The following is a 12453-nucleotide window of genomic DNA, read 5'->3' on the forward strand; positions in this document are numbered from 1 at the left end:
GATGGGGCCCTAAAGCACCTGCCGCAAAAACGCCTGGGCGCGAAGGTCCTTGGGTGAGGTGAAGAACGCCTCCGGCGGCGAGTCTTCCAGCAGCTTGCCGTGATCGAAGAACAGCACCCGATCCGCCACTTCGCGGGCAAAGCCCATTTCGTGGGTGACACAAACCATGGTCATGCCTTCCAGGGCCAGGGTCTTCATCACATCCAGCACCTCACCGACCATTTCCGGGTCGAGCGCCGAGGTCGGCTCATCGAACAGCATTACCTTGGGCTCCATGGCCAGGGCGCGAGCGATCGCCACCCGCTGCTGCTGCCCACCGGACAAGCGCGAAGGGAACTCATTGGCCTTCTGCGCAATGCCGACCTTCTCCAGCAACGCCCGGGCCTTGGCCTCGCGCTCGGCCTTGCCGCGCTTGCGCACGACCTTCTGCGCCAGGCACAGGTTCTCCAGCACGGTCATGTGCGGGAACAGGTTGAAATGCTGGAACACCATGCCGACTTCCCGGCGGTAGGCGTTGACGTCGGTCTTCGGATCAGCCAGTTGCAGGCCGTCGATGGCCACGGTGCCTTCATCGAACGACTCCAGGCCGTTGAGGCAGCGCAGGAAGGTCGACTTGCCCGAGCCCGAAGGGCCGAGCACCACCAGCACTTCGCCCTTGGCCACGTCGGTGCTGACGTGATCGACCGCGCGCACCACTTGCCCACGGGTATCGAAGACTTTTACCAGGTCACGGACTTCAATCACTTTGCGCAAGCCTCCGCTCAAGCCGGCTGGCCATGTGCGACAGCGGCAGGTTGATCAACAGGTACAGGCCGGCGACGCAGAACCAGATCTCGAAGGTCGAGAACGAGGTGGTGATCGCCTCGCGACCGCTTTTGGTCAGCTCGGTGATGGCGATCACCGAGACCAGCGAGGTGTCCTTGACCAGGCTGATGAACTGCCCGGCCAGCGGTGGCAATACGCGCTTGAAGGCTTGCGGCAGCACCACATGGCGCATCGACTGGCCAGCGCTCAGGCCCAGCGAACGGGCGGCTTCACCCTGGCCCTTGGCGATCGACTGCACACCGGCGCGGACGATCTCGGCGACATAGGCGCCGGTAAACAGCGCCAGCGCCGCCACCCCGGCAAACTCCCGGGACAGGTTGAGCACGGTACCGATGAAGAAATAGAAGATGAAAATCTGTACCAGCAACGGCGTACCGCGTACCAGCTCGACATACACCGTCGACAGGTCACGCAGGGTCGGGTTGTTCGACAGCCGGCAGAGCCCGGCAAACAGGCCGATCAGCAGCCCCAGCACGCCGGAGGCGACCGAGATCCATACCGTGGTCCACAGGCCCCAGGCCAGCGGGCCGGCGGCCCAGTGATGGGTAACGCCGATCAGGTCGCCTTCGGCCACATCGTCGCCGCGCGACAGTTGCACGCTGGCCTGCTCGACCTCGAAGACCTGCTCGCCACCGCTCTCGTCACGTACCGTGACGCTGGCCATGTCGCCCTTGCTGACGATGGCTTCGATGGTGCCGTTTTCAGCGACGCGCTGGGCGACTTCAGCCTGGTAGGCAAAGTACTGCGGCACCCGGTTCCAGCGCCACTCGTAGGAAATCACCGAGGTCGCGTAATACAGGCTGACGGCCAGGCCGATCAGGACCAGCGCGGTCAGCCCGTGCCAGGGCCACTGGGCTTTTTTGTGTTTGATCACGTGAAGGTACTTCCGTAAAAGCGAACGCGCAGGGCCAGCCTGCGCGTCGGGTTTCAAGCCGGGCGTGGTGCCTCGGCCTTATTCCATGTCCTTGAGCCAGGCGGTGTCCTTGAACCACTTGTCGTGGATGCGATCGTAGGTCCCGTCGTGCTTGATCTGGTGCAGGAAGTTGTTGATGAAGTTGAGGCTGTCGTAGTCGCCCTTCTTCAGGCCGAAGGCCAGCGGTTCGAAGGTGAACGGCTTGTCGAGGAACAGCAGCTTGCCGGCGCCGGCCTTGTTCACCGCGACGACGTTGTACGGCGCGTCGTAGACGAAGGCGTCGGCCTTGCCGTTGACCACGTCCATCACCGCTTCCTGCTCGTTGTCGTAGCCGTGGTACTTGGCCTTGCCGATCAGCTTCTTGGCGACCATCTCGCCGGTAGTACCGAGCTTGGAGGTCAGGCGGTACTTCTCGTTGTTCAGGTCTTTGTAGGACTTGATCTCGTCAGCCAGCTCCTTGCGGATCAGCAGGGTCTGACCGACAACGATGAAGGGTTCGCTGAAGTTAAGCTTGAGGTTGCGTTCCTGGGTCAGGGTCATGCCGCTGCCGATCATGTCGAACTTGTCGGTCATCAGCGCCGGGATGATGCCGTCGTACGCAGTGGAAACGGTCTCGAGCTTGACGCCCATGGACTTGGCCATGGCCTTGAGGATGTCGACCTCGAAGCCGATGATCTCACCGCGCTTGTTGGTCATCTGGAACGGCATGTAGGTAGGGTCCATGCCGACACGCAAGGTGCCGCGCTTGACCGCGTCATCGATGGCTCCGGCCGCCTGGGCGGCACTTACCGCGACCAGCGCCGTGACGCCGACCAGCAGCATCGACAGATACTTCTTAATCATCACCAGATCCCCCAGCAGAAAAGCTCGAATTTTATTTTTGGCGCGAACCGTCCTACTCAGACGGGTGCGAGATATTCGGGGAGGGATGCTAACGCATGAACGGCACGGTACATATAGCCGAAGATGACTTTGTTACGCATTGATACCAGAAAAAACATCGCCGGCAACGCCGGCTCCCACAAGGTCAGTTGTGCATACAACCCTGTGGGAGCCGGCGTTGCCGGCGATTGCTTGAGCCGATCAGGCGATCAGGCACTGGCCAGCGAAGGCTGTACGGCAGGCTCCGGATGCAACGGCAACAGCGGCGAGTGCGGATCGTTGGCGATCGACTGGCGCCAGACGCCCAGCCAGGCCTCGTTCTGCTCATCCCAGACCGCCGTGTGCAGGCGTGCCAGGGCAACCGGGTCGCTGAGCAGGGCCAGACGGGTATTGCCATCCAGACCGCTCGGGCCGACTTCCAGGGCCTTGGCGATACGCTCGGCACGCAACGCCTCGATCGGCGCCGCGACGCCGTGACGGGCAGTGGCCAAGGCGCAAGCCAGGGCGTTCTGCTGCGGGTCGACCACGGCACGGACGAAGCCGTCGTGCATGGCGTGCCAGCGATTCTCGTGGGTGTACTGATCGGTGGCCAGCAGTTCGCGAGGCGTGGCGTATTCCTCGGGGATCAGGAACAGGCTCTCGTCCTTGGCACGCAACCCCAGGTGCACCCGACTGGAAATCACCGAGACCGGGATCGACAACATCAGCGAACCAACGATCGGCACCAGCCACCACAAAAAGCTCGGGTTCAGCCAGGCCACCAACAGCGCCCAGGCCACACCCAGCAGGGTTTGTGGACCATGGCGGCGGACCGCTTCGCTCCACGGGGTGGAGTCGTCGTCACGCTGCGGCGAGTTCCAGGTCGCGGCCCAGCCGAGGAACGCGGCGAGTACGAAGCGGGTGTGGAAGATCATCCGCACCGGCGCCAGGAGCATGGAGAAGAGCATCTCCAGCAGCATCGACACGGTCACCTTGAAGCGCCCGCCGAACTCTTTCGCACCCTTGGCCCAGATCAGGATGACGCTGAGCAGCTTGGGCAGGAACAGCAGCACGATAGTGGTGGAGAACAGCGCAATGGCTTTCTCTGGATGCCACTGCGGCCACAACGGGTAGAGCTGGCGCGGTTCGAGGAAGTACTGCGGCTCCATCAGGGTGTTGGTCGCCAGCAACGCAGTCGACAGCACCAGGAAGAAGAACCACAACGGCGCCGAGAGGTACGACATCACCCCGGTAAGGAACACCGCACGGTGCACCGGGTGCATGCCTTTTACCAGGAACAGGCGGAAGTTCATCAGGTTGCCGTGGCACCAGCGCCGGTCGCGCTTGAGCTCGTCGAGCAGGTTCGGCGGCAGTTCTTCGTAGCTACCCGGCAGGTCGTAGGCAATCCACACGCCCCAGCCGGCCCGACGCATCAGCGCCGCTTCGACGAAGTCGTGGGAGAGGATCGCACCGGCAAAGGCACCCTTGCCCGGCAATGGCGCCAGGGCGCAGTGCTCGATGAAGGGCTTCATGCGGATGATCGCGTTGTGACCCCAGTAGTGCGACTCACCGAGCTGCCAGAAGTGCAGGCCGGCAGTGAACAGCGGGCCATAGACGCGGGTGGCGAACTGCTGCATGCGCGCATACAGGGTGTCCATGCCCGAAGCTTTCGGCGCGGTCTGGATGATCCCGGCGTCCGGGTTGGCCTCCATCAGGCGCACCAGGCTGGTCAGGCATTCGCCGCTCATCACGCTGTCGGCGTCGAGCACCACCATATAGCGGTAGTCGCCACCCCAGCGACGGCAGAAGTCGTCGAGGTTGCCGCTCTTGCGTTTGACCCGGCGGCGACGGCGACGGTAGAAGATCCGCCCGAAACCCTTGGCCTCACGGCAGACTTCCAGCCAGGCCTGTTGCTCGGCCACGGCGATGTCGGTGTCGTTGGTGTCGCTGAGCACGAAGAAGTCGAAACGGTCGAGGTCACCGGTGGCGGCCACCGACTCGAACGTCGCCCGCAGGCCGGCGAACACGCGTGGCACGTCTTCGTTGCAGATCGGCATGACGATCGCGGTGCGGGCACCGGCTTCGATCGGCTCGTTACCGGCACTGCTGCCGGAAATGCGGTATTTGTCGCGCCCGGTAAGCAGTTCCAGGAAACCCATCAGCGCGGTCCAGAAACCCGCCGAGACCCAGCAGAAGAGGATACCGAAGAGGATCAGGATGCTGGTCTGCAGCGCATACGGCCAGACTTGCGTGGCGGTTTGCAGCAGCGGCTGGTGCATGACTTCGTCGAGGTCGACGAACGACCAGCCCTGGTACGGCAGGATGCCCTTCATGTACCAGCCGGCGACGATGGTCTGACCGAGCATCAGCGCCAGCAGGATGTAGCGGCGCATCGAGCCGACCCAGCGCCAGCGCGCCTTGGGCAGCTCGCGCTTTTCCGGCGCCGGAGCGTTGGTGCGGCCGGTCAGGCGGCGCCAGGCGCGGATCAGGATGTTGGTCCGCCACGGCTCGGGGATTACCCGGGTGCGACGGATCGGCGGCGTGGCCTTCAGGCAGACCCGGCCGCTGCCGTCCACCGCGAGCATCTCGGCGTCTTGCAGCTCTTCGGCGCAGGTCACGTGCAGGCGCTCGCCCACCGAGGCCTGAACGGCCTCGGCAGCGTCGGCGCCCGGCTGGGCAGACAGGCGTTGATGCAATTCGCTGAACGAGGAGCAGCGGGCGAGTTCCGCACGCTGCTCGTCGCTCAGGGGCAGGTGGGCCAGATATTCGCTGAGCGATTCTGGCCGGGTATGGGCATTACTCATCGGCAGGCAACTGATAGCTCCAGGTCTCGGTCAGCACCTGTTCGGTGGTGGCCGGTGCCCCGGTGGTGGACGCCGCGTCGGCGGCAGGTTGCTCGGCAGGCTTGTCAGCCTTGGCATGTTTGGCCGCGGCTTTGTCCTGCTTGCTTGGTTTGGCAGGCTTGGCCGGCTCGACCGGAACGTCACGCAGCAGGGCGGCGCGCATTTCCACGGACTTGCTCGGGTCTTTGACCTTCAGCCGCAGGGTCAGGCGCCAGCCTTTGATTTCCGGGTTGTAACGCAGGTTGTTCTCGACCACTTCGGCATTGTCGCCAACGCTGACCTGGCTACGCACTGCGGTGTCTTCCGGCAGTTTGCTCAGTACCGGGCCTTCGAAGTCGACCAGGAAGGCCACGCTGCCATCGGGCTGGCGGATCAGGTTGGACTGCTTGACGTCACCGGTCGAGCGCAGGGTCTGCTTGACCCAGCCCAGGTTCGGCGAGTGGAACTCGGACTCGTCGATGGTCCAGTGCAGGCGGTAGGCGTATTCGAACGGGGTACCTGGCTCCGGCAGTTTCTCCGGGCTCCAGAAGGCCACGATGTTGTCGTTGGTTTCGTCGGCAGTCGGGATCTCGACCAGGTCGACGGTACCCTTGCCCCAGTCACCGACCGGCTCGATCCAGGCACTTGGACGCTTCTGGTAGTTATCGTCGAGGTCTTCGAACTGGCTGAACTCACGCTGGCGTTGCAGCAGGCCGAAACCACGCGGGTTCTCGACGCTGAAGTTGCTCACGGCCAGGTGTTTCGGGTTGTTCAGCGGGCGCCACAGCCATTCGCCATTGCCAGCGTGGATCGACAGGCCTTCGGAGTCGTGCAGGGCCGGACGGTAGTTGAGCACCTTGGACGGCTGGTTGCCGCCGAACAGGAACATGCTGGTCAGCGGGGCGATGCCCAGGCGGCTGACGTGGTCACGCAGGAACACCTTGGACTGCACGTCGACAATGGTGTCGCTGCCCGGACGCAGGGTCAGGCGGTAGGCGCCGGTGGAACGCGGCGAATCGAGCAGCGCGTAGATCACCAGTTGCTTGTCGGTCGGCTTCGGACGCTCGACCCAGAACTCGGTGAAGCGCGGGAATTCTTCGCCCGACGGCAGCGCGGTGTCGATAGCCAGGCCGCGAGCGGACAGGCCATACACATGGCCCTTGCCGACCACGCGGAAATAGCTGGCGCCAAGCAGGGTCATGATTTCATCCTGCTTGTCAGCCTTGTTGATCGGGTACAGCACGCGGAAACCGGCGTACCCCAGCTGTTCGGTAGCCTTGGCGTCGAACTGCAGGTCGCCGAAATCGAAACGGCTCGGGTCGTACTTGATCTCTTTCACCGCCTTGCTGGTGACTTCGTTGATCTTGACCGGCGTGTCGAAATGCATGCCCTGGTGGTAGAAGGACAGCTTGAACGGCGTCTTGTCCTTGGCCCACTCGGCTTTTTCGTTGAGGAAGCGGATTTTCTGGTAGTCCGCGTACTTCATGTCACGGAACACCGCCGGCAGATTGCTTTTTGGCGCTTCGTACTTCTGCCCGGCAAGATCCTTCGCCTTGGCCGCGACATCGTCAAGGTTGAACGCCCAGAGCTGGCCTGCGCCGAGCAGGCTTACCAGCGTTGCGCCTGCCAACAGGGCCGTGCGCAGCCGATTGCCGGGAGTTCTTGGTGCATTACAGGGACTTACAATCACGAGCAACCCTCGCCGAAAACAGATCATAAAACCAACGGCCAGCGACATATGCCAGGTTGGCGAGCACTGTTCGGACTCCGAAAGGGCGCAATGATTCCCCAAACGGTTCCGGACAGTCTCAAGTCAGAGTGAAACGAACCCGCGAACGCAGGCCCACATAGCGCGCGATTATCCAGCAGGCTGCGTTACAACGCATCAGGCTGAACAAACTATTTATGCAACCAAACCCCTTGTTTTCCCGCAAACAGGGGTTTTTTGCCATCATATTTGTAACATAAATGTTACCGGGCCATCATTGACCAGGTGCACCTGCATGTCAGCTCCGAACTGACCACTGGCAACCGTCGCGTGCTGGACCTGGGCCTGGGCCAACATATAGTCGAAAAGCTCGGCGCCCAGCGCTGGCGGCGCAGCCGTGGAAAAACTCGGGCGCAGGCCGCTCTGGGTATCGGCGGCCAGGGTGAACTGCGAAACCAGCAGCAGGCCACCACCGATGTCCTTGAGCGACAAGTTCATCTTGCCCTGAGGGTCGCTGAATACCCGGTAGTTGAGCAGCTTGTGCAACAGCTTGTCGGCATGCGCGCGGGTGTCGCCGGGCTCGACCGCCACCAGCACCAGCAGGCCCTGGTCGATCGCGCCAACGGATTTGCCCTCGACATCCACCCGCGCGCCACGCACGCGTTGCAACAGCCCCTTCATGCTTCTTCCAGGGGCAGGTCGAGCAGGCGCCGGGCCATCTGGTCGGCGGCGCGCACCAGGGCGTCGGTGATGCCGGGCTCGGAAGCAGCGTGGCCGGCGTCGCGAATCACCTTCAATTCACTGTTCGGCCAGGCCTGATGCAGCTCCCAGGCGTTATCCAGCGGGCAGATCACGTCGTAACGACCATGCACGATCACCGCCGGCAGGTGGGCGATCTTCGGCATGTCGCGGATCAGTTGGTCCGGCTCGAGGAAGGCATTATTGGTGAAGTAATGGCATTCGATGCGGGCGATCGACAGCGCGCGCTGCGGCTCGGAGAAGCGATCGACCACCAGCGGGTTGGGCCGCAGGGTTGCGGTGCGCCCTTCCCAGGTCGACCAGGCCTTGGCCGCGTGCATCTGGGCGATCTGATCGTTGCCGGTCAGGCGCTTGTGGAAGGCCTTGACCAGGTCGCCACGCTCCTCGGCCGGAATCGGTGCGATGTAGTCCTGCCAGTAATCGGGGAACAGGCGGCTGGCGCCAGCCTGGTAGAACCACTCGATCTCTTGCGCGCGGCACAGGAAGATGCCGCGCAGGATCAGGCCATGCACGCGCTCGGGGTGGGTCTGGGCGTAGGCCAGGGCCAGGGTCGAGCCCCAGGAGCCGCCGAACAGCACCCATTTTTCGATGCCCAGGTGCTTGCGGATGCGCTCCAGGTCTTCGACCAGGTGCCAGGTGGTGTTGTTTTCCAGGCTGGCATGGGGGGTCGAACGGCCACAGCCGCGCTGGTCGAAGGTGATGATGCGGTACAGGTTGGGATCGAAGTAGCAGCGGCTCTGGGCATCGCAGCCAGCACCCGGGCCACCATGGATGAACACCACCGGCAGACCTTCCGGCGAACCGCTCTCATCGACATACAGCACATGCGGTGCTTCCACGGCCAGATCGTGCCGGGCGTAGGGTTTGATCTGCGGGTACAAGGTCTGCATTACGCACTCCGTGTGGGAATTATTCTGCCGTTGGGCATCATAAACCTGAATTGCGCTTAGAGCATGTACCTGTGATGGCTTTGAGGGCCCTATCGCTGGCAAGCCAGCTCCCACAGGTTCGATACACCCTGTGGGAGCTGGCTTGCCAGCGATGGGCTCACCCTGGTCTCAAGCCTTGTAGCGCTCCTTGCCCCATTCCAGCACCGTCTCGAGCAGTTGCTTCAACACCACCTGGGTCGGCGCCGCCAGATCCTCGCGGTACTTGAACGGCTCGACCTCTTCCATATAGGTGCTTTGCGCCAGCTCCAACTGCACCGCGTGGATGTCTTTGGCCGGGTCACCATAGTGACGGGTGATATGGCCACCCTTGAAGCGACCATTGAGCACATGGCTGTACTGCTCAAATTTTGCACAGACACCCTGCAGCCGCTCAGCCAGCTGCGGATCACAACTGGCGCCATTGAAGGTGCCGAGGTTGAAGTCCGGCAGCTTGCCATCGAACAGGTGCGGGATGTGCGAGCGGATCGAATGCGCATCCCACAGCAAGGCATAGCCGAACTGCTCGCGCAGGCGTGCCAGCTCGTTGCGGATAGTGTCGTGGTAGGGCCGCCAGATCGCTTCCAGGTACCCTGCCCGCTCCTGCGCCGACGGCGCCTTGCCGTCCTTGAACAACGGCTCGCCCTCGAACAGGGTCGCCGGGTACAGGCCGGTGGTGGCACCGACATACAGCGGCTTGTCGTCGTCCGGTCGGTTCAGGTCGATGACGAAACGCGAGTACCCGGCCGCGACCACGCTGGCGCCCAGGCCACGGGCAAAATCGTACAGCTGCGGGATATGCCAGTCGGTGTCCGGCAGGCTTTGCGCCTGCTCGACCAGACCGTCCTGCACCGCCGGGGTCAGGCGCAAACCGGCGTGGGGCATGCTGATCAGCAGCGGCAGCGTGCCCTGGTGAAAACTCAGTACCTTGTCCATACGCCCTCTCTCAATTGAAAATATCATGGCCCAGGCGCACCACCCGCTTGGGCAGGTCACCGCCGAGCCAGTAGGCCAGGTCGGCCGGTCGCTCGATCTGCCAGGCGACGAAGTCGGCCACCTTGCCGACCTCCAGTGAACCGTGGCTGTCGCCCAGGCCCAGGGCCGTTGCCGCGTGCAGGGTGACACCGGCCAGGGCTTCTTCCGGGGTCATGCGGAACAGGGTACAGGCCATGTTCAGCATCAGGCGCAGCGACAGCGCCGGCGAAGTGCCAGGGTTGAGGTCGCTGGCAATGGCGATCTTGACCCCATGCTTGCGCAGGGCATCCATCGGCGGCAACTGGGTTTCACGCAGGAAGTAGAAAGCACCGGGCAGCAATACCGCCACAGTCCCGGCCGCCGCCATGGCGATGGCGTCGTCTTCGGTCATGAACTCCAGGTGATCGGCCGACAGCGCCTGGTAACGCGCCGCCAGGCTGGAACCGGCCAGGGACGACAGTTGCTCGGCATGCAGCTTGACCGGCAAGCCCAGCTCGCGAGCCTTGATGAACACCCGCTCGACCTGGGCCGGGGAGAACGCCAGGTATTCACAGAAGGCATCCACTGCGTCCACCAGGCCCTCGGCGGCCAGCGCCGGGAGCATTTCATCGCAGATATGGCTGATGTAGTCGTCAGCCCGGTCCTTGTATTCCGGCGGCAAGGCGTGGGCCGCCAGGCAGGTGCTGCGCACGGTCAGTGGCAGCTCCTCGCCCAGGCGGCGGATGACCTTGAGCAACTTGCGCTCGCTGGCCAGGTCCAGGCCGTAACCGGACTTGATCTCCAGGGTGGTGACACCATCGCGCATCAGCGCCTGCACGCGCTGGCGGGCGCTGGCGAACAGTTCGTCCTCGCTGGCCGCACGGGTCGCCCGCACAGTGCTGGCGATACCGCCACCCTGGGCGGCGATCTCGGCATAGCTGACACCTTGCAGGCGCTGCTCGAACTCGCCGCTGCGATTGCCGCCAAACACCGTGTGGGTGTGGCAGTCGATCAGGCCCGGGGTGACCCAGGCGCCGCCCAGGTCCACGGTTCTGTCAGCGACCACAGCCGGCAGCTGCTGGCGCGGGCCGATCCACTCGATGTGGCCGGCACTGGTGATAATCGCCGCGTCCTCGATGATCGAGTAGGCGCCGTGCGCCATGCTTGCCACATGGCAGTGCTGCCAGAGGGTTTTCATTCAGTTGCTCCTTGATCAGAGTTGCGAAGGTTCCTGCACCAGCGGCTGCTCGGCGCCAGCCACCTGCGGTTTGCACCAGAGCTTGTAGGCCACCACCAGGAACAGTACCCAGACCACGCCCACCAGCAACGCTGCCTGGGTATCAGGGAAGTAGGCCAGCACGCCGAAGACGAACAGCATGAAGGCAATCGCCGCCGCCGGGCCATAAGGCCAGAACGGTACCGGGAACTTCAGCTGAGCGACCTCTTCACGGCTCATGCTGCGACGCATGGCGACCTGGGTCACGAGGATCATCAGCCACACCCAGACGGTCGCAAAGGTAGCGATCGAGGCGATCAGCAGGAACACGTTTTCCGGGATCAGGTAGTTGAGCACCACGCCGCCGAGCAAGGCTGCGCCCATGACCAGCACGGTCATCCACGGCACGCCATGACGGGAGATCTTGGCAAAGCCTTTAGGCGCCTGCCCTTGCTGGGCCAGGCCATACATCATGCGTCCGGCGCCGAAGATGTCGCTGTTGATCGCCGATACCGCAGCGGAAATCACCACGATGTTCAGCACGGTCGCCGCCGAACCAATCCCCAGATTGCTGAAGATCTGCACGAACGGGCTGCCCTGGCTGCCGATTTGCGGCCACGGATACAGGCACATCAGCACGAACAGGGTCAGCACATAGAACAGCAGGATGCGCATCGGCACGGCGTTGATCGCCTTGGGGATGACGCGCTGCGGGTCCTTGGCTTCACCGGCGGTGATGCCGATGATTTCGATGCCGCCGAAGGCAAACATCACCACCGCCAACGAGGCGATCAGGCCACCAATGCCATTGGGCATGAAGCCGCCATGCTCGAACAGGTTGCTGATACCGACGGCATTGTCGGCACTGGCATTGCTCAGGCCGAAGGCCATGATGCCGAAACCGGCAAGGATCATCGCGACGATGGCGCCGACCTTGAGCAGCGACAGCCAGAATTCCATCTCGCCGAACACTTTGACGTTGCACAGGTTCAGGCCGCCAATCAGGAAGACGATGCCCAGCACCCAGATCCAGCGCGCCACTTCCGGAAACCAGAAGCCCATATAGATGCCGAAGGCGGTGACGTCGGCGAGGCAGACGATGATCATTTCAAAGGCGTAGGTCCAGCCGAGGATGAACCCCGACATGGGGCCAAGATACGTGCTGGCGTAGTGGCCGAAGGAGCCGGACACCGGGTTGTGCACGGCCATTTCCCCCAGCGCGCGCATGACCATGAATACCGCTGCACCACCGATCAGGTAGGCCAGCAGCACCGCTGGCCCGGCCATCTGGATGGCGGCGGCGGAACCATAGAACAGCCCGGTGCCGATCGCCGAGCCCAGTGCCATGAAGCGAATGTGGCGCGCGGTGAGCCCGCGCTTGAGTCCTTGAGCTTGTTGCATGTCACGTCCTTATTCTTGTTCTGGTCGTGAGAATGAACGGGCGCGCCAATCCCGGGGCAAGCCCGCCC

10 protein-coding genes are annotated in these 12453 nt (G+C 63.3%); all 10 read right to left on the reverse strand.

Features of this window, described 5'->3' with window-relative positions:
• Window positions 1-9: 9 nt before the first annotated feature.
• Window positions 10-744: an amino acid ABC transporter ATP-binding protein gene (locus tag ABM562_RS21340; RefSeq protein ID WP_115089519.1), complete on the reverse strand. Its 735-nt coding sequence runs from the start codon at window positions 742-744 to the stop codon at window positions 10-12.
• Window positions 737-1699, reverse strand: a complete 963-nt coding sequence (locus tag ABM562_RS21345; protein WP_134064738.1) for an amino acid ABC transporter permease — start codon at window positions 1697-1699, stop codon at window positions 737-739. Before ABM562_RS21345 ends, ABM562_RS21340 begins: the two co-directional genes overlap by 8 nt.
• 78 nt (window positions 1700-1777) lie before the next feature.
• On the reverse strand, window positions 1778-2578 hold the full coding sequence (locus tag ABM562_RS21350) for a transporter substrate-binding domain-containing protein (protein WP_166675744.1): 801 nt from the start codon (window positions 2576-2578) through the stop codon (window positions 1778-1780).
• A 251-nt stretch (window positions 2579-2829) separates the two neighbouring features.
• Window positions 2830-5403: a glucans biosynthesis glucosyltransferase MdoH gene (gene mdoH, locus ABM562_RS21355; protein WP_115089274.1), complete on the reverse strand. Its 2574-nt coding sequence runs from the start codon at window positions 5401-5403 to the stop codon at window positions 2830-2832.
• The gene (locus ABM562_RS21360) at window positions 5396-7111 is read right to left on the reverse strand and encodes a glucan biosynthesis protein G (RefSeq protein ID WP_115089520.1); all 1716 of its coding nucleotides are present in this window, start codon (window positions 7109-7111) and stop codon (window positions 5396-5398) included. Before ABM562_RS21360 ends, mdoH begins: the two co-directional genes overlap by 8 nt.
• Before the next feature lie 261 nt (window positions 7112-7372).
• Window positions 7373-7810: a D-aminoacyl-tRNA deacylase gene (gene dtd, locus ABM562_RS21365; RefSeq protein WP_115089275.1), complete on the reverse strand. Its 438-nt coding sequence runs from the start codon at window positions 7808-7810 to the stop codon at window positions 7373-7375.
• Window positions 7807-8778, reverse strand: a complete 972-nt coding sequence (gene pip / locus ABM562_RS21370) for a prolyl aminopeptidase (RefSeq protein WP_115089276.1) — start codon at window positions 8776-8778, stop codon at window positions 7807-7809. Before pip ends, dtd begins: the two co-directional genes overlap by 4 nt.
• Before the next feature lie 168 nt (window positions 8779-8946).
• Window positions 8947-9750 carry an N-formylglutamate deformylase gene (hutG, locus tag ABM562_RS21375; RefSeq protein WP_346617461.1) on the reverse strand — a complete coding sequence of 268 codons (804 nt, stop codon included), beginning with the start codon at window positions 9748-9750 and terminating at the stop codon, window positions 8947-8949.
• Window positions 9751-9760: 10 nt separating this feature from the next.
• On the reverse strand, window positions 9761-10966 hold the full coding sequence (gene hutI / locus ABM562_RS21380) for an imidazolonepropionase (protein WP_460423264.1): 1206 nt from the start codon (window positions 10964-10966) through the stop codon (window positions 9761-9763).
• A gap of 15 nt (window positions 10967-10981) precedes the next feature.
• On the reverse strand, window positions 10982-12385 hold the full coding sequence (locus ABM562_RS21385) for an amino acid permease (protein ID WP_115089279.1): 1404 nt from the start codon (window positions 12383-12385) through the stop codon (window positions 10982-10984).
• Between the last annotated feature and the right edge of the window lie 68 nt (window positions 12386-12453).

Source organism: Pseudomonas sp. ZL2 (genome assembly GCF_054788455.1).